This window comes from Chitinophaga sp. YR627 (assembly GCF_900114995.1).
Classification (GTDB): domain Bacteria; phylum Bacteroidota; class Bacteroidia; order Chitinophagales; family Chitinophagaceae; genus Chitinophaga.
In genome coordinates this window covers 373,440-398,238 of sequence record NZ_FOUX01000005.1, presented here as the reverse complement: position 1 = coordinate 398,238, position 24,799 = coordinate 373,440, and the positions used below count along the sequence as shown (strand labels likewise).

Genomic DNA, 24,799 nt, shown 5'->3' with positions numbered 1-24,799 from the left:
TTTATGATGAATGGTCAGTTACTGTGGTGTAGGGCAATCATGAGCTGTAACAATCCTATTACAAGGCCGAAAAGCGCACCCGCCAGTTCTGCGAGACGCAGTTCTTTCTTTAATGAACATTTGATCTGTGCTTTTAACTGTTCGCCGGAAATGCCCATTATTTTCCTGCTGATCAACTGCTGTACATCCAGCTCTTTTGCTGTGTGCTGCAGATACTGATCAATAATTTCGGGAAACATGTTGTCCAGTTCTGCGACCAATACCTTTTTTACCTGTTGGATCGTGCTGTCTCCGATGAACATTTTAAAAACGGGCATCGCTTCTGGTAATTTTTCCCGCAGAAAAGTATCCATATGTACTTCAACTACCGGGATCATACTTTTTATTTTCTCCGGTTCTGCTAACTGACGACGGATATCTTCGAAGGAAAAAAGTTGTTTTGAGACAAAATCTGCTACCTGATCAGCAAATTGTTGTTGCTTTTTTGAAAAAATATTCAGCAGTAACGAGATGGTTATTTTGTTTGTGAACCAGCCTGCCAGAGCGGTTAAGAGCGGAATGAAGTATAAAGACATCGATGCTATTTTTTAATTTATTTCACAAAGAAAGAAGAAATTATTTGGAACTTCGTAAAGTATTTTCCTATATTTGCATCCCGATCGAAACAAAACGGTCACACAAACGGTGGTTGTAGCTCAGTTGGTTAGAGCATCAGATTGTGGTTCTGAGGGTCGGGGGTTCGAGACCCCTCAATCACCCGGTAATAAAAAGGCAGCTTGAAAATAGCTGCCTTTTTTGTTTTTATCTATACCTGATCCCTATGTCTACAGAAGGTTTGAGCGAACAACACTATAAAGCAATACTTGCGGATGAAAGACGTTTATTTGTCACGCTCCCTCTCTTTTCCAAACCCAAAATTGAAACAACTGCGTGTAAAGCAGCGAAGTTCCGTTCAGATATAATAGTGCCTGAAGGTGCTACCAATAAGACTTTCAGCGATGACGGCGCTTTTGGTACAGTGTTCTTGCCGTTAGGTATACTTGTAATGGCATTTATGATCTGGATGATCTTTTCAAATGGAGAGACGCTGCAATTGTGGGTGAAAATAGTGATCTCACTGGTCTTATGTGTCGTGGCAATAGGCGGAGGTACACAAATGATGAAACCTGATCCGAGCTTACAGATCCAAATGGATACACGCAGTATAAGGATCGAACGTTACAGCTTTTCGTGGGATGATATACAGGCAACCTTTATTATACGCAGTGCCGGGAGAAACGGCCATGGTCCGGAGATGCTGGGTTTGTTGCTAAAGAATGGCCATGTCCGGAGATTTGAGCTGATACACTATGGTGCTACAGTTGAGATATGCAAGTATATTGAACATTTTAAAGGGCAAAGACGGCAAAGTTAAGCGACCGGTATAAAAATTTGATCCAGGGCTATTTCCTGTGAAGGATAGCTTACCTTGCATCAATTACACCTAACCTATGTCCAGAATACTTCCTATTACCTTTCTTTTCTTATTCTTAACCCTATGCCTACACGCTCAGCAAAAGGTCTCCATCTACTTTTCATTTGGAAGCGCTGAATTGTCTGATACGGCAAAACATACTTTAAACACCCTTCCCACAACCGGTATAGCCGATCTTAGCGGTCATACCGATACAACAGGTGCTGCTGCCTATAATGCGCAACTGGCAGCTGCCAGATTGAAAGCGGTGAGCACTTATCTTAAACGTCTTCATCCGCGCACTACCTTCCGGCTGCATAACGAAGGGGAATCTGCTCCTGTTGAAAATGTTGACTCACTCAACCGTTGTGTGGTGATCAGCTGGCAGCTTGACACCGATGACGCTTCATCAACGAAAAAGCTTGTTGTAAGAAGAGCAGGTAGCCGCGAGGTGCCGGCGACAGCTACACCCGCTGCTGATAGCCTGGAGGAAATGGACGCTATAGCAGGTACTGCTGGTACAATAGACAGTCTGCATCCGAATGAGATCCTGGTGAAGAAATTTGCTTTACAGAATATCCTGTTTGAGCCCGACAGGCCTGTTCTGACGCCGCCATCGGTATATATCGTTGAACAGACCGCTAAACAACTGTCGCAATACAAAGGCTATTCGTTTGAGGTAAGGGGACATGTAAACTTTACTGCCAATCTTAAAGTGGAGCCAGGTACTCCGCCCTTTGAACTGTCTGTAAACAGGGCAAAGCTGGTGAAGCAGCTGCTGATACAATATGGTCTGCCGGCTGACAGGATAACGGCAAGGGGTATGGGAAATAGTGAATTGATTTACCCATATCCACAGAATTTAGAAGAAAAATTAAAAAATATGCGTGTAGAAGTATTAATTTATAAGCCGAAAAAGCAATAAAATAATCGCCCCCCTATGGATCCCGTAAACGAAACCTTGTTCCGCATCCCCCATTTGATCAGGTCTGGAATGACATAAAGCCTGTGTCCGGAGAAAGCCATTGTGCAAAGTGCGACAAAAGATCGTGGATATATGTCTATCCGCTTAGAAAACACTAATAGTAAGATTCCCCAATAATACCATGACAAGAGAATTATTAAAGGAAGCGCTTTATAAGCGGCTATATAAAGAGGAATCAGCCCGTCAGGACATCTTCCACAGGATACTCCGTCGGAAACCCAGCATCAGTTCCACTGCCGATATCGCGGGTGAAGACTATGAAGCTGTCAGAGCAGATGTAAACACGAGTAAGCTCTTTCGGCAGACCAGCTCTTTCAGGAACCGTCAGATACTAGGTATGGTGATGCCTGCGCTGCTACTTTGCTTTTTGTTGTTCCAGCTATTCCGGGAAGAACAGCTGGATGTCACTCGTATTTTGATGACCTGCCTGATCGCAAGTCTGCCGTTGTTCATTGTGCTGTACAATCTTAGGGAACTGCTTGCCAATACACGCCTGGAGATAAAAGTGACAGGTATTATGCATAACGATTGGATATATCCATGGGAAAACATACTGGATACCTGTATCGTGATCAGACGTGGGAGAGCAGGGGCGTATCTGCTTGTTTTGTTGATGGATGACGGTGAAATAGTCAGGATAAGACTGACTGAGTTTCAAACTTTGCAACACAATCCGGCATTAGACATCAGCTATTATATTGAACATTATAAGCGTTTGCGAAACAGAACGGTGTTAGCCTGAAAATCAGCTAATTCTATGAGAATAAATAACATAGCTTTTCACCCTCCTTCACCACAATTTTACCGGTAAAAATATCCGGAGATGCAAACGGCAGAATCAGCTGTTATATTGAGTACTTCACAGGTATGCTGCCCTATTCTGCACGACATTTCGTACATTTACTGCATTATTATAATCACTATTGACTTTAGTCTGCTGGAAATCAGCTTGTTATGTGTAGTTAGGCCGGAGTGTCACTATGCCCCGGTTAAAAAGGAGACAAAGCAGGCAACGCCTACAAAACTCTTACTCACGAAAAACTAAAGCGCGACAGCTTTTTAACACTATTCCCGGATTGGCGAACTAATATTTATTGGAAGAAATCAACCATCTATGCCAGATTGTTATGTATCTGTCAACCGGCTTAATTCGTCACACGTTATATGACCATGATATCCAAAGAACGCAAAACCGTATCCTTCTTCACGATCTGTTATGAAGGCGACTGGGAACGCATTCTAAAGGAAAACCGCCTGGAACGCATTATCCGGCAGTGTAACTATGACTTTTTCGAAAAAGGTCTGATCATCAATAATGTCAAAGACCGCCCTACAGTTGAGCAATATGCTAAAGAGGCGGTTCAGAAAGGCATTATTGACGTCTACTATTTCAGCGAGGACTACAGTGAGGAAATCCTTCAAAAGTTTTCTATTACACGGGACAGTTTCCGGCTTGATTTTTATGACGGGTACTATTATAGTATAGGCCCGCTCACAGCCGTATATCTGGCGAAAGGTAAATACCTGGTCTATCTGACCGGCGACTGCCTTATTGAACCACATTCTGTTCCATGGATAGATGAGTCTGTGGAGCGTATGGAAAATGATAAGAACATTTTTGTGGCCAGCGCACGCGGTGTAGATACAAACATTGAATGTACCTGGTATACTTCAAAGGAAGATGATGCATTTTTCTATACACACGGTTTCTCTGATCAGTGTTTTATGGTAGAAACACAGCGTTTGCACGGCGATATCTATAATCACTATCACTACTATACGGAGCGATACCCGGTGTATGGCGGCCGTCTGTTTGAGAAACGTGTGAACAGTTATATGTGTGTGAAACAGCTGGACAGGATCGTTAGAAAAGGCGCGTTTTATAGTCATGAGAAATTACTGAACGCAGGCCTGGAAGATGTGCAAACCAAACCAACGCTCTCAAAGAAGCTGAAACGTATGGCAGGCAACTCTTCCCGTAAAATCAGGAAGGCGATTAATAAAAGAATTTTCGGTCACACCACTAAAGTAGATGGCATCGTAAAGAAATGGCATATCTGATCCGGATATGAAACATATAAAAGTAAAGGGCAGCTGATTCAGCTGCCCTTTACTTTTATACTGATTGTTGTTTTTCCAGGTGTATATACCCCCATTTGCGCATCTCCCGGATGATCGGATAAATGGTCTCTCCATAAGGCGTCAGAAAATACTCTACCCTGGGTGGAACTTCCGGGAAACTCTCCCTGCGGATGATCCCGTCTTTTTCCAGTTCGTCCAGCTGTCTTGACAACATCCGCTCACTGATCGTGGGCAATGTACGACGCATCTCCCCAAACCGGTTCCGGCCTTTTTTGATCAGGACGATCAGGGTGGTTTTACATTTGCCCTTGATGATCTGCAAAAAGACATCTGAAGGACACTGATATTCTGTACTGCCTATCTCTTCCATAAAATATATTTTGCTGATTGTCAGTATTACTGAAATTTTTGTCCGCTACGGAACAAAATGTAACTACTTGTTTTTCTTGTTGTTTACGCTCAACTTTAATAAAAAATCAGAAGATGAACGGACAATTTAAGGCACTATTGATAAACGAGCAGGAGGGTAAATTTACAAAAGAAATCAAAGCACTGCCCCTGGATCAGTTGCCACAGCATGAATTGCTGATCCGCGTGCACTACTCGTCTGTCAACTATAAAGACGCCCTTTCTGCCACGGGGAATAAAGGCGTTACAAGAACTTATCCGCATGTACCCGGTATCGACGCTGCCGGTGTGGTGATCACTTCAAAAAGCGCATTGTTCAGCACAGGGGAAGAGGTGCTGGTGACCGGATGGGACCTGGGGATGAATACCTGGGGAGGTTTCGGTGAATATATCAGTATACCTGTCGACTGGGCACTGAAACTGCCAGCCGGATTATCCATGAAGGAAGCCATGTGTTTTGGGACTGCCGGATTCACTGCCGGACTCTCCATTCACCAGGTCTTAAAGGCTGGTATTAAGCCCGAAAATGGTGAAATAGCAGTCAGCGGAGCAACCGGAGGTGTTGGTAGTATTGCGGTCGCTATACTGGCTAAAAATGGCTTTAGTGTAGCAGCTATTTCAGGGAAACAGGAAGCCGCCTTTTTACAGGACACTTTGGGTGCAAAACGAATCATTCCCAGGGAGGAATTTTCTGCAACATTTGATAAGAAACCTTTATCGGCGACCACTTTTGCAGCTGGTATTGATACTGTCGGCGGACCTATACTCTCCGGTATGCTCAAAGCCACACATTATGGTGGTATCGTCACCGCCTGTGGTATGGTAGCTGCTGCGGATCTGCATACTTACGTATTTCCTTTTATCCTGCGTGGAGTAACGCTGGCGGGAATAGATTCTGTGCAGGCGCCAATGGATCTCAGGAAACAGGTATGGGAACTGCTGGCTACATCCTGGAAACCTGTGCAGCTTGATAGTATGGTGGAAGAGATCAGTCTGGAAGCATTGCCCGAAAGGCTGGATGCTGTACTGGCAGGAAAGGCCAGAGGCAGGTATGTACTGGCACATGAACACTGATAGCGTGCTGTTACGGAATGCTTTTTGTCCGGTTATATTGTAAATAATATGTAATGACAAGGACAAAGAAAACACGTGGCAGGAAACGCGCTACGCGTAACAAGGGCACTACAAAAAAGAACAAACTGGGCGTAAAGAATTCGCTGGTAAATAATATCAACGCCCGCAGGAAACGGGGACACTCCAGGTCGAAAAAGCACACTACTGTCAGCAGGAAGAACTACCAGAAAATGGAAGAGAACTGGCAATAGCTTCCGCTATAAAATGACTACTTTGCAACGTCATGAAATTACAGGAAGCCATTCAGTTAATACAGCATAAGGACCTATCGGTTGATACACCTACACCTGTTACCTGGGCCGATCTCGGTTGCGGATCAGGTACTTTTACAGCAGCGCTTGCGCATTACCTTCCCGCGGGTAGTACCATCTATGCGGTGGATAAGGAGTTGTCGTCTGATTTGCATATACCCGCTCCTGCGGGTGTGCAGGTTAGTCCGCGGCAACTGGACTTTGTAAAGGAAGACCTGCCATTTGCATCGCTGAATGGCATTATCATGGCCAACGCGCTGCATTATGTGAAAGATCAGCAGGCATTTATCAATAAGCTCAAAGCCTCACTGGCCCCTGACGGTATATTGGTGATCGTGGAGTATGATACAGATGTCCCTGTGCCGGTATGGGTGCCTTATCCGCTTAGCTTTGTCCGCTTGAAGCAGCTATTCTCAGCTGCAGGATACAGACACATAGAAAAGACAGGAGAACGGTCTTCTGTCTATGGACGTGCAAATCTGTATGCTTCACTTATAAAATAATAATATCTTAACTTTTGGGAAACACATGGTGTTAAACATACCCAATACGGGTATGGTGAGATATATTATGAATTTAATATGATCGGATTATCAGGGTCTGCTGAAAAATACCAGAAATATTTTTTTTCATAAATAGTAAATGCTCTCTATCTGTAATGCTGTCTGGCTCTGCCGTTATTTTGACCTGATTTTAAAATGACACAGGTCTATATATATTTGTTGGTCCGGCCGCCGGTGGCGTATTTTTTGTTATCCCTTTATTTGAAGTAATATTATCACATATTTCTTCTGCAACGATGAGTCGTATTTGAACCAACAAAAGACAGGATAATACTTTTGGTAACCTAACCCTTAATAATTGTAATGTGAAAATAGTTTTTCTCTGTGGTTCTCTGGAACCGGGACGGGATGGCGTGGGGGACTATTCAAGACGCCTGGCAAGTGAATTAATCCGTAAGCAACATGAAGTTGCAATAGTTGCCCTGAATGATAGAAGAATAACAGCCCTTTATCAGGGATCTCAGGTGAGCAATGAAACTAATGTTCCTGTACTTCGTCTGCCTGCTGCTATGGACGAACGTAAGCGTTTCGATTATGCGGGTGATTTTATTAAGCAGTTTGGGCCTGATTGGGTCAGTCTGCAATATGTGCCTTTCTCTTTTGAAAAAAGAGGATTGCCTTTTTCATTCAGCAATCACCTGAAACGTATCGACGGCAACTTCCGGTGGCACATCATGTTCCATGAGCTATGGGTAGGCCTGTATGGTTACAGCAACTTTAAACTGAAGGTAATGGGCCTTTTACAGAAGCTGATCATCAAACAGATGCTTTCTGCGATCAGGCCTGAATCTGTCACTACTTCCATCGGGATCTATAAAAAGAACCTGGGTTGGAAGGATGTGAATCTGATCCCTTTGTTCAGCAACATTCCTATTGTAACACCGCATCCGATGCAGGCTGATCGCTCAGATAACTCAGATAACATTACCGCTATCCATTTTGGGACCTTTACTTCTTCGCTGGAAGAGTATAAGCGACAGATAGATTTCCTGACCGCTGTCGGTGAGAAAACAGGAAAGACGGTTTGTTTGCAGGTCATCGGAGATGGTGGTGCACACAAGGAAAAAGCACTGGAGATCTCAAGACAGCTACTGGGTAAAGAAAATGTAGTGGATTGCGGATTTCAGTCTGAAGAATCTGTTTCCAGTTACATGCTGAAAGCCGATATTGGTATATCACGTGCCGACTATGCATTGTTTGGCAAGAGTGGTTCTTCTATGGCGATGCTGGAACATGGATTGCCGGTATTGTTAAGAGGGGATCGTCCGGAAGATGATATGGTGGAACAGGATTTTCCTTTTAGGGAGCAACTGCTTTATAGCAATGATGCAGGCAAAGATCTGGAGAAAAAAGAACCGGTTTATTTCCTTAATCAGGTGTCGGATATCTTCCTGGACAGTCTGCATGAGAAAGATAAAGAACAGGATCCGAATACGCTTATACTGGTCACCAGACCATAAGTTATAAAGTGGTACTAAGGGTCGGGAGTTCGTGACCCTTCAACCACCCAATAATGGGAAAGGCGTCTGCCACTGGCAGACGCCTTTATTGTTTTACTTCAGTGCTTTGAAGTAGGAAACATTTCCCGCCATATCAACCTTCACAATTAAAATTTCACTGTTCTTTCTTAGTACAACAAAGTTATTGTCAGCACCCTCAAATGCAGTATCAAACATCGTCATATCCGTATCGTTAAATTCGTTGTCGTCGTAGTTGATCACTTCATCCACTTTGTAATTGCTATACTTTTTCCGGATCTCACGTTGTGCATTTGCCGGCAGATCGGAGAATGATTTGTCTTCCGTCGTACCGACCAGTTCATTGCGAATATCATAGTAAGCTCTCATCTGATGGGCACCTGATGTAAAGGATGCTTCGTCGAAATATTTTGTCCTTTCAAAATTGATGTTGGTCGCATCTGGGAAGTCTTCGTAGAACTGCGTTTTCACGAAATCATTGACCTGTGCTGTTTGTTCTTTACGTGCTGCTTTTTTACCTTTTTTGTTATCGCTGTTTGGGGTATTGTGAGCAAAAGTTGCTGTAGAAATAAGCAAAACACCCGCTGCGAAAAGAATCTTTTTCATGACTTGTTCATTTAGTGTTTTATGAGAATGCACTACAAAGTTACGTGCTCACTGAGCGGGTATTACCGGGAATCGGTCAACAGGCGTTTCCTGTCGGTCAGCAGGTTAGGAGTGTTGCCAGGCGGATAATAGTGTCGGCAAAGCTTATATTTGACGTATGAAGTATCTTTTATCCCTGTTGTTGCTGGTGTCTCTGAGTAGTATAACAAATCGCTCAGCTGCACAGGAACCCCGAAATCTGTTAAGTCGTTTTACCCGGCCGCAACTCGAAACGGCCCTCTTACCTGTCGGTCAATGGCATCCTTTTCCAACTGATGCTGCGGGTTGGAAACGTCTCTTACCTGACTCCGTACAACAGAGCATCCTCCGGCAGGCAGAAAGCTATCTCAAAATTCCCTTCGTTGCCATACCCGCTTCCATGATGATGGAATACCAGCAAAATGGTGACCGTTCCCGCTATGAAGAAATGTCTTTCAGAAAAAGAGACCAGCTGTTTACCATGACAGTAGCAGAAGCGATCGAGCAGAAAGGACGTTTTCTGACAGCTATCGTCAATGGTATCTGGTCGATCTGTGAAGAAAGTTACTGGGGTGCTCCCGGACATTTATACCTCCAGAAAGCAGGTATCGACCTGGTAGATGTAGAAGATCCATCTGTGGATCTTTTTGTTAGTGAAACAGCGACAGTATTGGCGCTGACGGACTATCTGCTGGGTACGCAACTGGACACTTATTCAAAGCTGTTACGCCGGCGTATTTACTATGAAGTTAACCGTCGTATGCTGACGCCATTAGAGAAAGACAGCGACCGGTATTTCTATCTGAAAAAAGGCACAAAAGAATATCCTATCAACAACTGGAATCCATGGGTGATCAGTAACTGGATGACAAGTTTGTTGTTGCTGGAAAAGAACAATGACCGCCGGGTATCAGAACTGGAACATGCCTTACACCTGCTGGATCACTATATCAACTTTATGGGAGCAGATGGTGCTGTGGATGAGGGGCCCGTTTACTGGTCAGGTGCTACGGGCAGGGTATTTGACGCACTCACCGTACTGGAAAGCGCTACTGATGGGAAAATAAAGGTCTATGATGCACCGATCATCAGCAACATGGCTTCCTATATTTATAAAATGCATATCGCCGGTAATTACTATATCAATGTGGCGGATGCGGCTCCGGTGATCCCTACAGACGGACTCCTGTTATACCGGATGGGTCGTATGATGGGTGATCCGGTAATGAGGGACTTCGGCGCCTGGGCATTTCACAGATATCCTGTCAGGACGCCTATCTCCGGTGACTTTGCCAAACCAAGGATGCTTTTCAATATGCAGGCCTGGGTCGATTGTTCCCGTGCTGAAGGCAGGGAACCGGTCATAACAGACGTTTGGCTGGAAAGTATCCAGCTCATGGCGACAAAGGCCGGTAATGGCCTGTTTGTGGCCAGCCATGGCGGTCATAACGGAGAAAGTCATAATCATAATGACGTGGGTGATTTCATCGTATATGCGGCCGGACAGCCTGTTATTATCGATGCCGGATTAGGGACCTACACGGCCAAAACGTTTTCAAAGGAAAGATATCAGCTCTGGTATAACAGTTCTGCTTATCATAATCTGCCGACTATCAATAATATCCAGCAAAAGGAGGGACGGAAGTTTCTAGCCAGGGAGGTCAGCTATCACCAGGACCAGCAGTCGGCTTCTCTCCGGATGGATATCGCAGGGGCTTATCCGCCGGAGGCGGGTGTCGTTCGCTGGGAAAGGGAAGTGAGGATGGATAAACAGCAGGGTCAGGTGATCGTTACGGATGATTTTACCTTATCCGCCAGCAGCAAATCTCTCACACAGACACTGATGACGGTTTGTCCGGTGGATGTTAGCCAGCGCGGGATCATCCTTTTCAAAGTTCCGGGTACTGCACCTGTACAATTAGCTTATGATCCGCAGTTGTGGGAGGTAAAGACAGAGCTGCTCCCCTGTAAGGCGCCGGATGAAAAGCGCCTGGCGGATAACTGGTCACATAAGCCACTTACCCGTATTCTGCTGACGTATAAGGAGGGGAGGAGCAGCGGGCGGCATACCTTCACTATCAAACAATGATCAGTCTGATAAAAAAAGAGCGGTCCGCCTCAGGCGGACCGCTCTTTTTTTATTGGAAATGATATCTTAAGCCATCGGTGCTTCTGTTTCCTTCGCGATCTTCACTTTCTCTTTTCTCAGTACACGTGAATAAAGAGACAGTTTAGGATCGAAGATAAACCAGAAGAAGAGCTTGGTCCAGGACTTATGAGACAGCAGTGAATCATAGTAAGAAGGTGCTGTACTCTTGATCTGTGGCAGTTTATTCCACGGAATGGATGGGAAGTCATGGTGCTCATTGTGGAAACCCACGTTGAAAGCTACTGTGTTCAGCGGGCCATAATAGCTGTAAGTCTCCTGTACAGGGTCCAGGGTCAGGTAGTGTTCCTGGATCCAGCGTGCGCCCAGTGGGTGCAGACCAACAGACAGACAGAAGCTGATCAGCATATAGATCAGTGCTTTGGGTCCGAAGAAAGCAAAGATAGCCACGTCAAAAGCGAGCTGGATGATCCAGTTGATCGCTACCCAACGGTCAAACAGGGAGATGTTCAGTCTGGCGGTACGGGTGATCTGGAAGATCGGGAAGAACAGGAACCACATCATCTTACTGAGTGGATTGTTACTCACCAGTCTGGCTTCCCAGAAATCCGGCAGGTCAGCATCCAGGTCATGTTCACCCTGATGGGCGTGGTGCTTCAGGTGATAGCGCTGGAAAGACACTGAGCTGGCGAAGATATGCGGCAGATTGGCTATGATACCTGCCAGTAAGTTTGGTATTTTACCTTTGAATATAAGTCCATGGCTGGTTTCGTGGATCATCACCCACAATGCATGGCTAATGAATGCCCCTGCCGCATAGGACATCAGGATGATCAACCACCAGGAAGCGTCACGCAACCAGTAAGAAAGACCTACCTGCGCTGCCACAAGGCCAACGATCACTAAGAATGTATAGGGATTTTTCCCTATAAGACCCTTCACTTCAGGATGTTGTTTGAGAATCTGCCTAACGCGAACGTGATGCGGATTCGGCTCATTACTCCACGTAAAATCAGTCGGTTTGTTACTCATATTATAGCTGTAATTCTTTTTTTGTTGAACGGTTTCATAGCATTTGGCAGGCTCTCCTGTTAAGTGGCAGCTCGCTTCAATAGATTGATAAACCCCTATACAACGTTAGGAAAATATTTTTAACAAGGTATAGAAATCGAAATTCAGAGAATAAAATTAAGATTTTTTTATAAAACAGCTTAAAATGTTAATACCGAATGAGTAGCAGGAAGGTAGGGGAAGGGAGGGGTTATCATAAAATAAAGACAGCCGGAAATGCTCCCGGCTGTCTGATAAGCAATTACTTGCAACTATTTGTGTAATCTTCTGCCATCTTAATATAAGCGGCCTCTGTTTTAAAGTCGTAGTTACCGAGCTTTGTCACCATTTCTGGACAGTCCTTGAAATAGTCCTTCATCATTTCATCCCTCTTTTTAAACCAGTCACGACCCTGGTTAGCTACCTCTTCTTCGTTTGGACGGATGAACACGATCGCGTTGGTCGCATCTTCCCCGAAATTCTCTTTCAGGATCCTGATCTTCCGAGAGCTATAGATCACCTGTAAAGGGTAGTTTTTGGTACGGATCATATCAAGGCTTACCGAGTTGTTCTGTTCGAATACCGGTTTGAACTTGTGGACTTCGTAAGTCTTGCCCAGGAAACCGAATGAATTTACTTCAGACAGTTTATAGCTCTTACGTTTTGGTTTCTCTTTTTCGATGATCTCGAACTTCACGTATTTACCGGCATCCAGATCAACAATAGAGCCTTTGAAGTGCTCGTCGATATAGCGGCCTTTGATGGTATCACCCTGAGAAAGGAGGACCCAGCCTTCTGACAGTTTCTCGGTAGAGAACATATCACTTCTGATCTCTCCGGAAGAGGAATCCAGCGGATATTTACGGTCATTCGCGGTAGCGTAATAACCCTGCACTTCTTTCGCCAGTGAACCACGGACCTCGTAATCGCTTCTTACACCCAGGAACTTACCGGAATTGGCATACAGGGTATCCAGCGCACTTCTCAGTTTGGCGGTATCATACGCCAGGTAATACAGGAAGGACAGTTCTGAATAAGCGGCTACCTTGATCGGTTTGATATTGTACTCCGCAGGGTACTGTTGGGCAGCCATCTGCAGGAAGCTTTGTTCGAAAGGTTTGATCACATTACTGTAATCAGTAGTTTCTTTCTTTTTCAGGGTACTGATCAGGGCTTCGTTCAGTGAATCGATCACTACGAATTCCGGGTATTTCTTTTTCGCCTTGGCAATGAAAGGCAGGTTGATGGTCTGCGTCTGATAGCCATCCACAAACTTCTTCTCTGCATCGCCTGCCAGTCTTTTTACGTTTTTGAACACGATACGGTAGACGTCTACTGATTTCGGGTTGGCCAGCAGTTTGGTGAAATCATTGGTGATCTGGTCAGCAGTCGCCAGTGTTTCCTGTCCGGAGATCTTATGTGTCTTATTGAAATAAGGCTCTCCTTTTTTGTTCATCACGACTTCCCTGATAATGCCTTCCACATTGTAGGCAAGGCTGTAGCCATTGCTAACAGCAGAAATGCTCATTTTGTCTATCAGGTAAGCCACGGTGAGGTCACCTTCATTGGCGGTAGACCGGATGCCTGCTTTAGACAGTTCCTGCATGATGCTGACGCGGAACTGGTCAACAGCGGCTTCTTTATTAGCCGAAGAATTCAACAGGTTTTCCAACAGACCTTTGTCCAGGTCTGCCAGATAAAAGATCTTTTTGTGTTCGCTGAAATGCTGGTCCTCCGCAAAGCGGTAAACAGGAGCGGTGAATTCCTGGTAGCTGACAGTCTGTGCGCTGAGCTGCTGAAAGGCAGATAACAGCATCGTGCCGATCGCCAGGTAAAGGGATCTTGTTTTCATGGTATATCAGGTTATGTGCGGCGAAGATAAAAGAAGGGAGAGGGGGTGGGGAGACTATTCCAGCTGATTACTCAATTATTACGTACTTCTACTTGAGTAGAACAGGGAATATACCTGTGGAGGTATGGGCATAAAAAAAGCCGTCTACCTTAGGGCAGACGGCTTTTTCCATTGAATCTTACTTATTTGAACAGGTTGATGGTTGCGCCTATTTCATAGGTGCCATCAACATAGGTTTTGATGCCTCCTGTCTGCGTGGTATACATTGCCTGTATACCTACGGTTTTCAGAATGTTTACACCAATACCTGCTGTCAGACTTTTTGAAGTATGATATACGGCCATTACGTTCGCTACATCATTCAGGAAAGATACGTTTACGCCGGCGTCCAGGATATTGTCATATCCGCGTACACCGCGATAGCATACTTTCGGCTCGATAGAGGAGATGGTCTCATCTACGGCAAACCGGTAGGATGCAGCGGTAAAGAAGATACCACCGCCGTCTACGGCTTTGTTATCGCCTGTGAAGAGACTTCTTACGTTCGGAATGGATGCCTGTACCGTCAGTTTGGTATCCGTGTAAGCCATACCATATTCCGCTTCGAAGTAGTTATCGCGACGGTTGAAGGCGCCTACAGACGGATCGTTCATATCTCCGTTCAGGTTTTTGTAGTCGATACGCTGTACGTTCCATGCCAGGGACAATCCGAAATGCAGTTGCTGATCCGGGTTTGTCAGCGGCAGGTGATACGCATATGTCAGTGCTACGCGGGTTCTGTTGATCAGACCAGCTACGTCGTTGAAGACGTGTATACCGGCGCCGACCCTGTTACCCATTGACGCATCTGTTGAGAAGAACTTTGTTACCGGTGCTCCCTCGATACCGCTCCACTGACGGCGGTAGGCGCCGTTGATGTGGACTCCTTTTTCCAGACCAGCCATAGCAGGGTTTGCCAGGTACTGATTCTGAAAATACTGTGTGCCTGAAGGCTCCAGCAATGCCTGTGCATTACTGAGAGACTGTGCATCAGCATGTTGGTTCATGCCAGCAGCCAATAAAAGGCTGCTGACGATGAACGAACGTATTTTAAGTTTATAGCTCATAATACTTGTTGTTACGGGGTTATCTTCTGTCTCTGATAATTGTGATATAACCTTTCGCTGTTTTAGCACCACCTTCTATCGTCAATACGTAGTAGTAAGTACCTTCTGCCAGCGGACTACCGTTGTATGTACCATCCCAGTCATTGCTGTAATTCCTGCGGGTATATAACAGACGGCCGGTACGATCGAAGATCTTCACTTCATTATCAGGATAGCTATCCAGATTACGGATTACCCATTTATCATTCTTACCATCACCATTTGGCGTCAGGAGGTTGGTCGCATCCACCTTGAAGTCTGCTATTACATTCACGGTGAAGTCAGCGGTATTGCTACAACCTGCAGCATTGCTTACTGTCACGTGATAAGTAGTATTCTCCATTGGTCTTACTTCCAGTACTGCGCTTTGCTGTCCGCTGATAATACCGTCTGCATCATCCCATTTGAAGATAGTACCACCGGTTGCTGTCAGGTGTACGATATCTCCTTTGGAGATAGTAGCGCCTTTATCGCTGGTGATAGTTACCTGGCCAAGGGTAGCCACAGTGATATTGAATGAGCGTTGCAGTGTATCAACACCACCATTTGCTACACCACCGTTGTCTTTGATGGTAACAGTTACTTTGGCTGTGCCGCTTGCACTTGTTTTCAGCTGGTAGGTAACCACGCCTGCTGCGCTTACGCTCAGCTGATCGAAGTTGCCTGGTTTGTCAGTAATGACAGAGAAGCTATAAGTCTGCGAAGGTTCAGTTGCAGATGCACCTGTCAGCTGGATCGTGTGTACGGATCCTTCAGGACAGATCGTCGCGTTACCAATCGGATCCAGGGTTGGAGCCAGGTTCTTTTCCTTCACATTGATAGAAACCGGTACTGCTACGCTGGTATTCAGTCCGTCGCTAACTGTTACTGTCAGCATTACGGTGGTATTTACTTTAGCGTTCAGTTTCGCCTGGTCGAGTACCAGTACGTTACCGTTTGCGTCGATAGAGAACGCACCGTTTGAATTATCTGTTACGATAGTCCAGGTCTGTAAAGTACCTGCTGCTTCAGTAGCGATCACTTTACCTACCAGTGTACCCACCGCACTTCTTTCGATCACATCGAAGGACTGACCAGCAGTAATTACCGGCGCTGTCGCATCATAAGTGAGGGTCAGGGTGTTGGAAGCAGTGTTACCGTTAGATACTACGTTCACGGCCTGGTTTGCAGGCAGCTGGATCGTTACGGTACCATCTGCAGCTGGTGTTACCTGCAGGGTATAAGTGATATTGTCTGTAGTAGACAGGGTGCCTGCTGTACCATTGGTGATGTTGAAGTCACCTGCTGCCAGTCCGCTTACTGCTTCGTTGAACACGATCGTTACAGTGAACGGTGTGTTTGTACGTGCAGGAGCGTTAGTGGACAGCTGTACTGACGGAGACGCGGTATGAACAAATACGCCGGTAGTGTTACCTACGCTGTTCAGTGCCAGGTTCGCGTTGTTGGTAGCTGCATCTTTAATAGTACCACCATTCAGGGTCAGCGTACCTACAGTGATACCATCCAGATCCATCTGGCCTGGTTGTACTGTGTAGCTGAATACCAGACCATTTGCACCTGCAACACGGTTATATGCTGCCTGTACAGTCGTCGTACCGATGGTGATGTTGAGCGCTGGCGTACCACCTGTAGTATTCAGGGTGATCGCCTCGTTGAAGTTAACCGTGAATTCCAGTGTCTGACCAGCTTTATAGTAGCCATTCGCAGGAACTGTTACGGAAGTTACTACCGGAGCAGTAGCGTCATAGGTAACGCTCAGTGTGTTGGAAGCCTGTGTAGCATTGTTGCCAATGTTTACAGCAGCAGCTGCCGGTAACTGAACGGTCAGAGCGCCATCCGCAGCAGGTGTAACTGTTACGGTGTAAGTGATGTTGTCGGTAGTCTGCAGGTTGGAAACAGCTGCATTCGTAGCGGTGAAGTCACTTGCCGTCAGACCGGTTACTGCTTCGCTGAATGTTACAGTCGCAGTGAACGGAGCGTTCACCAGTGCAGCAGCAGAAGTCAGTACAACGGTAGCGTGGGTGGTGTTCACTTTTACGTTGCTGGTGTTACCTACATTATGGAGGCTCAGATCAGCATTGTTGCCTACTGCATCTCTGATGGTTGCACCATTGATGGCCAGTACGCCCAGCTGGATACCGTCCATATCCTGATCGCCATCTACTACAGCATAGCTGAAGTTCAGACCGTCTGTACCTGCCAGACCTGTGTAGGCTGCATTTACATTCGTAGCACCGATAGCAATTGTCAGGTAAGGATTACCACCTGTAGTGTTCAGGGTGATGTTTTCGCTGAACTTAACAGTGAAGTTCAGTACATCGCCCGCTTTGTAGTAACCGTCAGCCGGTACAGTTACGGAAGTTACCACCGGAGCAGTTGCATCGTAAGTGAGGCTGATGGTGTTAGATGCCTGGTTACCGTTGTTACCGATGTTCACAGCTACATCTGCAGGAACGCTTACAGCAACAGTACCATCCGCAACTGGTGTAACCAGTACAGTGTAAGTGATGTTGTCTGTAGTCTGCAGGGTGCTTACTGCTGCATTGGTTGCGTTAACATCAGCAGCGGTGAAGCCAGTAACTGCTTCGCTGAAGATGATAGTCGCGGTGAACGGTGCATTTATTAATGCAGGAGCGGTTGTAGAAACAGTCACTGTTGGGTGTACTGTGTTTACAAACACGTTGTTGGTAGGAGCGATGCCGTTCAGTGCCAGGTTCGCGTTGTTGGTCGCAGCATCTTTGATGGTTGCGCCATTCAGCGTCAGGGCGCCTACGGTGATACCGTCCATATCCAGATCGCCGTCTACTACGGTGTAGCTGAAGCTCAGACTATTGCTACCGTTTGTTGTGTTGGCAGCAGTTACGGTACTTGTACCGATAGTCAGGCTCAGTTGCGGTGTACCGCCTGTAGTGTTGATCGTGAGGTTTTCGTTGAAATTAACGGTGAAGTTCAGTACGTCACCTGCTTTATAATAACCATTTGCCGGAACAGTTACGGAAGTTACCACCGGAGCGGTCGCATCGTAAGTAAGGCTGAGGGTATTAGAAGCCTGGTTACCGTTGTTACCGATGTTGGTAGCTACGTCAGCCGGAACAGTCAGGCTTACCGCACCATCTGCTGCTGGTGTAACCAGTACAGTGAAGGTGATGTTGTCGGTAGTCTGTAAGCCGCTCAGGGTTGCGTTAGTAGCAGTCACATCTCCGGTTGCAAATCCACTTACTGCTTCACTGAAAGTGATAGTAGCGGTGAATGGTGCATTGGTTGGTGAAGCAGCAGCAGTAGACAGGGTTACTGTCGGATGCGTTGTGTTCACAAACACATTGTTGGTCGGATTGACGTTGTTCAGCGTAGTGTTCGCATTGTTACCCGCGAGGTCTCTGATAACTGCGCTATTCAACGCTAATGTACCTACCTGGATACCATCCATGTCCATGTCGCCGTCAACTACAGTGTAGCTGAAGTTCAGACCGTCGGAACCGTTGGCGCCAGTATAGGATGCCTGTACTGTTGTGCTACCGATGATCACACCCAGGGTAGGATTACCAGTTGTAGTGTTCACATTGATATTCTCACTGAATCTTACAGTGAAGTTCAGTACGTCGCCTGCTTTGTAGTAAGCGGCGGCTGGAACAGTCACTGTAGTTACAACCGGTGCGGTTGCGTCATAAGTAACTGTCAGTGTGTTGGACACCTGTGTCGGGTTGTTTCCGATGTTAACGGCAGCAGCTGCTGGTAACTGAACGGTCACAACGCCATCTGCAAGTGGTGTTACTACTGCAGTATAAGTGATATTGTCTGTAGTCTGGAGGCTGGCTGCAGCACCGTTCGTTACGGTGAAGTCGCCTGCTGTCAGACCGGTCACTGCTTCGCTGAAGGTAGCTGTCACAGTGAACGGTGCGTTCACGAGTGTAGCCGGAGCTGTCAGCACCACAGTAGCGGTGGTAGTATTCACTCTTACATTGGCAGTGTTACCCACGTTATTCAGTGTCAGGTCCGCATTGTTGGTAGTGACATCCTGGATGGTTGCACCATTCAGGGTCAGCGTACCTACTGCGATACCGTCCATATCCTGATCGCCTGTTACTACAGGGTAGCTGAAGTTCAGACCATCTGTGCCTGCCAGACCTGTGTAGGTAGCATTTACAGTAGCGGAACCGATCGTCAGGGCGAGGGTTGGATTACCACCTGTTGTGTTCAGCGTAATGTTTTCGCTGAATTTCACGGAGAAGTTCAGTGCATCACCTGCTTTATAATAACCATTCGCTGGTACGGTTACGGAAGTAACGGTTGGAACGATACCATCCACTTTTACAAGGGTAGTATTACCAACGTTATTCAGTGTCAGGTCAGCGTTATTGGTTGCTGCATCTTTAATAGTAGCACCATTCAATGTCAGTGCATTGATCGCAATACCATCCTGATCCAGGTCACCGTTCTGTACAGTGTAAGTGAAGTTCAGACCATCTGTGCCATTGGTACCTGTATAGGTAGCATGTACAGTAGCCGCGCCCACTGTCAGGGTGAGGGCTGGGTTACCACCGGTCGTGTTCACGTTGATATCTTCGCTGAAACGAACGATGAAATCAAGGGTCTCACCAGCCTTGTAGTTGCCATTTACAGGAACCGCTACAGCTGTTACTGTTGGTGCAGTAACGTCATAGTCAACTGACAGGGTGTTGGAAGCCTGTGTAGGATTAGCACCGATGTTTATAGCAGCAGCAGCTGGTAACTGAATAGTCACAGCGCCATCCGCAGTTGGTGTAATGGTTACGGTGTAAGTGATATTGTCGGTAGTCTGCAGAGCGGAAGCTGTACCGTTTGTCACGGTGAAGTCGCCTGCTGTCAGACCGGTTACTGCTTCGCTAAAAGTAGCAGTCACAGTGAACGGAGCGTTCACAACGGTCGGTGCTGCTGTCAGTACAACAGTTGCCTTCGTCGTATTTACCCGCACATTCGTAGTGTTAGCTACGTTATTCAGTGTCAGGTCAGCATCGTTGGTTGCTGCATCTTTAATGGTACCACCATTCAGTGTCAGCGCTGTTACCGCGATACCGTCCATATCCTGATCGCCGTCTACTACGGTGTAGGCGAAGTTCATACCATTTGTACCGTTTGCACCGGTATAGTCGGCATTTACAACGGTAGAACCGATAGTGAGGGACAGTTGTGGCGTACCCGTCACAGTGATGTTTTCGGAGAATCCCACGGTGAAGCTCAGTACGTCACCTGCTTTGTAGTAAGCGTCAGCTGGTACACCTACGGCAAAAACTGTCGGTTTGGTGATATCGTAGGTCCGGCTCAGGGTATTAGAAGCCTGGTTACCGTTGTCGCCGATATTCACGGCTGCATCGGCAGGGAGACTTACGCTAACTGTACCATCTGTGCCTGGTGTAACCAGTACAGTATAAGTGATATTGTCACTTGTTGCTGGTGTGCCCAGTGTTGCATTAGTTACGGTAAAGTCACTTGCAGCGAGGCCTGTTACAGCTTCGCTGAAGGTCACCGTCATGCTGAACGGAGCATTGAGTGGTGAAACCGCCGCCGCAGACAGGTTTACAGTCGGATGCGTGGTGTTCACTCTTACAAGAGAGGTATTGCCAACGCTGTTCAGGGTGAGATTCGCATTGTTGGTAGCCGCATCTCTGATGGTTGCACCATTGAGCGCCAGGGTACCTACTGTGATACCGTCCATATCCTGTTCGCCTGCAATTACTGTATAGCTGAAGTTCATGCCATCAGTACCATCGGTACCAGTGTATGTAGCTGCTACGTTAGTTGAACCGATGGTCAGGTTTAAGGTCGGGTTACCACCTGTTGTATTGATATTGATGTCGCTATCAAATCTGACAGTAAAGTTTAATGCCTGACCTGCTTTATAGTATCCATTTGCCGGAACTGCCACAGCAGATACAACCGGAGCGGTTGCGTCATAAGTGAAGTTGTAGGTATTGGATGCCTGGTTGCCGTTGCCGGCAATGTTAGCTGTTGTGTTTGCAGGGAGACTCAGACTGAAATTACCATCCATGCTTGGCGCAAGCTGCACGGTGTAGGTAATATTGTCGGTCGTCTGCAGATTTGAAACTGTAGTGGACGATATATTGAAATCAGTCACTGTTAAACCGGTTACGGCTTCGCTGAAAGTGACAGTCACCGTGAACGGCGCATTGTTAGGTGAAGGTGTGACAGGAGTGATATTTACTGTCGGGTGAGTGGTGTTCACCTTTACACCAGCACCGTTACCTACGCTGTTCAGTACAAGAATGGCGTTGTTGGTTGCTGCGTCCTGAATAGTACCGCCGCCACCAAGTGATATGCCGCCGCCAAGCTCGATACCATCCATATCTTCATCGCCTGCTACTACTGTATAACTGAAAGTAAGGGAGGTGGTACCTGTACCTGCGCTATAAGTAGCCGGTTTGACACCACTGGTCATGTTCACCGCAATATATGGTGTACCACCTGCTGTATTCACGTTTACTGCTTCGCTGAAGTTAACAGTGAAACTGAGCACACTACCTTCTACGTAGTAACCGTTAGTTGGAAGTCCTACCGATGTAACTACCGGAGCTGTAAAGTCGGCAGTAACACTTACTGTATTAGATGCCAGTGATGGGTTCGTACCGATGTTCTCTGCCGCAGCTGCAGGCAGGTTGACAGTGGTTGCACCATTTGTATTTGGTGAGATGGTTACTGTATAAGTGATGTTGTCTGTTGTCTGCAGATCGGAAGCTGTACCATTAGTAAGGGCAAAGTCGCTTTCTGTCAGACCACTTACTGCTTCACTGAACACAGCTGTTATTGTGAAATCACCGTTCACCGGTCCAGCCGGTGCAGACAATGTTACCGCAGGCGTGTTTGTGTTCACTCTTACGTTGGCAGTGCTGGCGATGTTATTCAGTATGATGGTGGCATTGTTAGTTGCCTGGTCCTGGATCGTTCCGCCATTCAGAGACATTCCGGTCACCTGAATACCATCAGCGTCATTATTACCGCTAACTATCGTATAACGGAATTGTAAGGTGTTTGGAGCAGATTTGCCGATGTAATTAGCCGATACAACTGTTCCACCGATGTTCAGTGCAACATATGGACTACCACCTGCAGTGCTGACAGCAACTGTCTCACTGAAATCTACAGTGATGTCAAGGTTCTGTCCTGCTTTGTAATATCCATCCACAGGTACACTTACAGCTGTTACCACTGGTGATGTAAGATCGGCTGTACGGCTGACCATATTGGATGCCGAGTTCGGGTTACTGCCGATATTGAAGGCAGCACCAGCAGGCAGTTCAATGCTAACTGTACCATCGATTGATGGAGCAACCTGTACGATGTAAGTGCTACCGCTGATCTGGGTAAGACTGTTTACCAAACCGTTAGTGACGCTAAAGTCGCCTGGTGTAACACCCGTTACTGATTCACTGAAGGTCACTGTAACGTTAAACGGTGCATTGGTTACCGCAGGAGCCGTACTGGTCAGGGATACGGTAGGAGTTGTGGTATTTACACGTACTGTAGCCGTTGAAGGAATGCCCGCCAGCGGAATAGTCTGTACACCTGTGTAACCGTTACCTACTGCATCTCTGATCGTACCGCTGTTCAGACGAATGTCCGGCTGGATAGCGATGCCATCCATGTCATTGTCGCCTGCAGCTACGGTATAAGTGAATGTCAGTTCATTTGTACCTGTACCGCCTGTGTAAGGCACCTGTACTGTATTCAGACCAACGATGATATTCATGTAAGGGATACCTGCTGCCAGGTTCGTTACATTTACTACTTCATTGAACCTTACTTTAAAGTCCATGGTCATTGCCTCTCTGTAGTAGCCTGCAGCCGGAGCTGTTACGCTGACAACAGTTGGCGCCTGAGTATCGACAGTCCATGTATATGAAGCAGCAGCTAAAGACTGGTTGCCTGCCTGGTCTGTCGCTTTTAAACTGAGTGTATGTGTACCATCAGCAAGACCGGTTAAACTATAAGGAGTTGTCGCAGGTACATATCCAGCTCCATCCAGAGATACCTGGAAGGTAGCGCCGGTTTGACCAGCGAACGTGAAGTTTGCATTCGATGAACTGGTCGGATCTGTTGGACCAGCTGTGATAACCGGCGTAGGCGGAGGCGTCACATCATAAGTGATAAACTGACTTACCTGTGTCGCGTTACCTGCGTTATCGAACACCCTGAAATCTACTGTATGACTGCCTTCTACTGCCGGTATTGCAAGTACTTTGGTAGTAGCGAAAGGTTCTACAGCGGTGAATGTGCCGTTGTCGATCCGGAATTGCATGTTCCTGATGCCACTGTTTGCATCAGAAGCGGTCAGTGTCAGCGTCAGGTTCGCATTATTGGTATATAATGCACCACCGTTGATCAGCATCGTAGCCGTAGGGGCATCTCTATCGATAGTGTAGGTGTCACTTTCTCTTGGTGCATTGGTGACAGGCGGGTTGATGCTGCCTGCATTAGCAGTCAGTTTGATTGTACCCGAACCGGTACCGGTATTCACCGTGACGATATACCTGGTAGGGTCTGCCTGTGGGGTAACGGCGGAGATGCTGACACCCGTGATAGCACCTGAGGTAGTTATTGAGAATGAACCGGCGTTTACACCTGATACGCTGCCGCTATAAGCGACCTCAAAGTTGATCGTGTTAGCCGCTGTTGGGTTAGCGTTTAAACCCTTGAACGTCATGATCTGGGTAGTCGTCGGGGTCAGCTTCACGATTTCGGGATCTGTTCCGTCGGCTGCGAAGATCTGACCATTGTTCAATACTGCAAGGCCTCCCGGGTATGATACATCAGGATCACCATTGTGGAGGCTGTTGTAAATTACAGTAGATGAGGCGAATGACGAATCTGCATATCGAACGATAGAAGCTACCGTAGGCGCTGTTGCCGGATTTCTTGTTTCGATAGCGTACAGACGGTCAAATGGATCGACACTGACTGCGATAGATTGTCTGCCTGTGGCAACCACGGTATCAGTTGCATAAAAGGGGGCTCTCAGTTTTACAATGCGTCCCTTAGTTGTTGTTTCGGTGAAATCCGTGACATAGATGTTTCCACGTGAATCCACCGCCATTGAGCTGGGAAAGCGTGTAGACAGAGCTGTTGGGAGCGGAAACCCGTTGTAAATCGTAACACCTGCATCGTCAGTCAGGTTTGTCGAAGGATACTTCTTTACAACATAGTTATTACTGTCTCCATCATATTCCAGTGTGATCAGGTCGTTGTCTGCATTGCAGGTGAGACCTGATACAAAGTTGCCGTCCAGTATATGTGTTGGCGTGTAGCTGGGATAGGCCAGTTTTATGACGTCCCAGTTTATACTTTCGTCGATATTGGTAACGAATACGTTACCAATACCGTCTACACATATTCCATAAGGACCTGTAGAACCACCAGGTTCCAGACCTGCATAAATTACCTGTTCGCTACTGGTACCGCCAAAATACTTTACAACATCAAATTTATTTGATGTCGTATTGTACCGGATGGCGTAGACATTGCCATTGAGGTCACTCGTCACTCCAGTGAAGCCATAGCCGGTCTGGAGCGTGCTCTTCGTGTATTGAGCGTAGCCCGACGAACCGGCTAAAATGAAGAATAGTACCAGCAGTAGCCTGCCGATACTTTTTGTAAATGTGTCACTCATATGAGACTG

The 24,799-nt window shown here is 46.6% G+C and carries 16 protein-coding genes and 1 tRNA gene; 10 read left to right on the top strand and 7 right to left on the bottom strand.

The genetic code is table 11. The features are described 5' to 3' along the window. Window positions 1–14 precede the first annotated feature (14 nt). Entirely contained in the window at window positions 15–575 is a 561-nt protein-coding gene (locus BMZ72_RS26605) for a DUF445 domain-containing protein (RefSeq protein WP_089812793.1), read from the bottom strand. Window positions 576–684: 109 nt separating this feature from the next. On the opposite strand from BMZ72_RS26605, the gene BMZ72_RS26600 reads away from it, so the two are divergent. The 5 genes from BMZ72_RS26600 (at window position 685) to BMZ72_RS26580 (ending at window position 4,499) form a co-directional block, all read left to right on the top strand. After that, window positions 685–758, top strand: a tRNA-His gene (locus BMZ72_RS26600). Between the two features lie 62 nt (window positions 759–820). Continuing rightward, window positions 821–1,414 (top strand): hypothetical protein, encoded by a 594-nt coding sequence (locus tag BMZ72_RS26595; RefSeq protein ID WP_089812790.1) that lies wholly within the window; start codon window positions 821–823, stop codon window positions 1,412–1,414. 76 nt (window positions 1,415–1,490) lie between these two features. Further along, window positions 1,491–2,378, top strand: coding sequence for an OmpA family protein (locus tag BMZ72_RS26590; protein ID WP_089812788.1), 888 nt, complete (start codon window positions 1,491–1,493; stop codon window positions 2,376–2,378). Window positions 2,379–2,559: 181 nt separating this feature from the next. Next, entirely contained in the window at window positions 2,560–3,180 is a 621-nt protein-coding gene (locus BMZ72_RS26585) for a hypothetical protein (protein WP_089812786.1), read from the top strand. A gap of 422 nt (window positions 3,181–3,602) precedes the next feature. Beyond that, window positions 3,603–4,499 (top strand): glycosyltransferase family A protein, encoded by an 897-nt coding sequence (locus tag BMZ72_RS26580; protein WP_089812783.1) that lies wholly within the window; start codon window positions 3,603–3,605, stop codon window positions 4,497–4,499. Window positions 4,500–4,554: 55 nt separating this feature from the next. Here BMZ72_RS26580 and BMZ72_RS26575 read toward each other — a convergent pair whose 3' ends face one another. After that, window positions 4,555–4,890, bottom strand: coding sequence for a winged helix-turn-helix transcriptional regulator (locus BMZ72_RS26575; RefSeq protein ID WP_089812781.1), 336 nt, complete (start codon window positions 4,888–4,890; stop codon window positions 4,555–4,557). Between the two features lie 113 nt (window positions 4,891–5,003). On the opposite strand from BMZ72_RS26575, the gene BMZ72_RS26570 reads away from it, so the two are divergent. The 4 genes from BMZ72_RS26570 to BMZ72_RS26555 all read left to right on the top strand — a co-directional run bounded on the left by BMZ72_RS26570 (window position 5,004) and on the right by BMZ72_RS26555 (window position 8,336). Next, window positions 5,004–6,002 (top strand): YhdH/YhfP family quinone oxidoreductase, encoded by a 999-nt coding sequence (locus tag BMZ72_RS26570; protein ID WP_089812779.1) that lies wholly within the window; start codon window positions 5,004–5,006, stop codon window positions 6,000–6,002. Window positions 6,003–6,055: 53 nt separating this feature from the next. Beyond that, window positions 6,056–6,253: a hypothetical protein gene (locus tag BMZ72_RS26565; RefSeq protein WP_089812776.1), complete on the top strand. Its 198-nt coding sequence runs from the start codon at window positions 6,056–6,058 to the stop codon at window positions 6,251–6,253. A 32-nt stretch (window positions 6,254–6,285) separates the two neighbouring features. Further along, window positions 6,286–6,816 carry a class I SAM-dependent methyltransferase gene (locus BMZ72_RS26560; protein WP_089812774.1) on the top strand — a complete coding sequence of 177 codons (531 nt, stop codon included), beginning with the start codon at window positions 6,286–6,288 and terminating at the stop codon, window positions 6,814–6,816. Between the two features lie 365 nt (window positions 6,817–7,181). After that, a complete protein-coding gene (locus tag BMZ72_RS26555; protein ID WP_089812772.1) occupies window positions 7,182–8,336 on the top strand; it encodes a glycosyltransferase family protein in 1,155 nt (384 codons plus the stop codon). A gap of 93 nt (window positions 8,337–8,429) precedes the next feature. On the opposite strand, the gene BMZ72_RS26550 is transcribed toward BMZ72_RS26555, so the two are convergent. Further along, entirely contained in the window at window positions 8,430–8,960 is a 531-nt protein-coding gene (locus BMZ72_RS26550; protein ID WP_089812770.1) for a hypothetical protein, read from the bottom strand. A 157-nt stretch (window positions 8,961–9,117) separates the two neighbouring features. Between BMZ72_RS26550 and BMZ72_RS26545 the strand changes: the two genes are divergently transcribed. Continuing rightward, on the top strand, window positions 9,118–11,067 hold the full coding sequence (locus tag BMZ72_RS26545; protein WP_089812769.1) for a heparinase II/III domain-containing protein: 1,950 nt from the start codon (window positions 9,118–9,120) through the stop codon (window positions 11,065–11,067). Between the two features lie 66 nt (window positions 11,068–11,133). On the opposite strand, the gene BMZ72_RS26540 is transcribed toward BMZ72_RS26545, so the two are convergent. The 4 genes from BMZ72_RS26540 to BMZ72_RS26525 form a co-directional block, all read right to left on the bottom strand. Continuing rightward, entirely contained in the window at window positions 11,134–12,117 is a 984-nt protein-coding gene (locus BMZ72_RS26540) for a fatty acid desaturase (protein WP_089812767.1), read from the bottom strand. A gap of 280 nt (window positions 12,118–12,397) precedes the next feature. Continuing rightward, entirely contained in the window at window positions 12,398–13,987 is a 1,590-nt protein-coding gene (locus BMZ72_RS26535; protein ID WP_089812765.1) for a hypothetical protein, read from the bottom strand. A 182-nt stretch (window positions 13,988–14,169) separates the two neighbouring features. Further along, window positions 14,170–15,093 carry a PorP/SprF family type IX secretion system membrane protein gene (locus BMZ72_RS26530; RefSeq protein ID WP_089812763.1) on the bottom strand — a complete coding sequence of 308 codons (924 nt, stop codon included), beginning with the start codon at window positions 15,091–15,093 and terminating at the stop codon, window positions 14,170–14,172. A gap of 19 nt (window positions 15,094–15,112) precedes the next feature. After that, on the bottom strand, window positions 15,113–24,790 hold the full coding sequence (locus BMZ72_RS26525) for an Ig-like domain-containing protein (RefSeq protein WP_089812761.1): 9,678 nt from the start codon (window positions 24,788–24,790) through the stop codon (window positions 15,113–15,115). Between the last annotated feature and the right edge of the window lie 9 nt (window positions 24,791–24,799).

Coding starts and splice junctions, on each gene's coding strand:
- BMZ72_RS26580 (WP_089812783.1), top strand. CDS start 3,603: ATGACCATGATATCCAAAGAACGCAAAACCGTATCCTTCTTCACGATC.
- BMZ72_RS26560 (WP_089812774.1), top strand. CDS start 6,286: ATGAAATTACAGGAAGCCATTCAGTTAATACAGCATAAGGACCTATCG.
- BMZ72_RS26565 (WP_089812776.1), top strand. CDS start 6,056: ATGACAAGGACAAAGAAAACACGTGGCAGGAAACGCGCTACGCGTAAC.
- BMZ72_RS26570 (WP_089812779.1), top strand. CDS start 5,004: ATGAACGGACAATTTAAGGCACTATTGATAAACGAGCAGGAGGGTAAA.
- BMZ72_RS26585 (WP_089812786.1), top strand. CDS start 2,560: ATGACAAGAGAATTATTAAAGGAAGCGCTTTATAAGCGGCTATATAAA.
- BMZ72_RS26595 (WP_089812790.1), top strand. CDS start 821: ATGTCTACAGAAGGTTTGAGCGAACAACACTATAAAGCAATACTTGCG.
- BMZ72_RS26605 (WP_089812793.1), bottom strand. CDS start 575: ATGTCTTTATACTTCATTCCGCTCTTAACCGCTCTGGCAGGCTGGTTC.
- BMZ72_RS26590 (WP_089812788.1), top strand. CDS start 1,491: ATGTCCAGAATACTTCCTATTACCTTTCTTTTCTTATTCTTAACCCTA.
- BMZ72_RS26550 (WP_089812770.1), bottom strand. CDS start 8,960: ATGAAAAAGATTCTTTTCGCAGCGGGTGTTTTGCTTATTTCTACAGCA.
- BMZ72_RS26530 (WP_089812763.1), bottom strand. CDS start 15,093: ATGAGCTATAAACTTAAAATACGTTCGTTCATCGTCAGCAGCCTTTTA.
- BMZ72_RS26545 (WP_089812769.1), top strand. CDS start 9,118: ATGAAGTATCTTTTATCCCTGTTGTTGCTGGTGTCTCTGAGTAGTATA.
- BMZ72_RS26540 (WP_089812767.1), bottom strand. CDS start 12,117: ATGAGTAACAAACCGACTGATTTTACGTGGAGTAATGAGCCGAATCCG.
- BMZ72_RS26575 (WP_089812781.1), bottom strand. CDS start 4,890: ATGGAAGAGATAGGCAGTACAGAATATCAGTGTCCTTCAGATGTCTTT.
- BMZ72_RS26535 (WP_089812765.1), bottom strand. CDS start 13,987: ATGAAAACAAGATCCCTTTACCTGGCGATCGGCACGATGCTGTTATCT.
- BMZ72_RS26525 (WP_089812761.1), bottom strand. CDS start 24,790: ATGAGTGACACATTTACAAAAAGTATCGGCAGGCTACTGCTGGTACTA.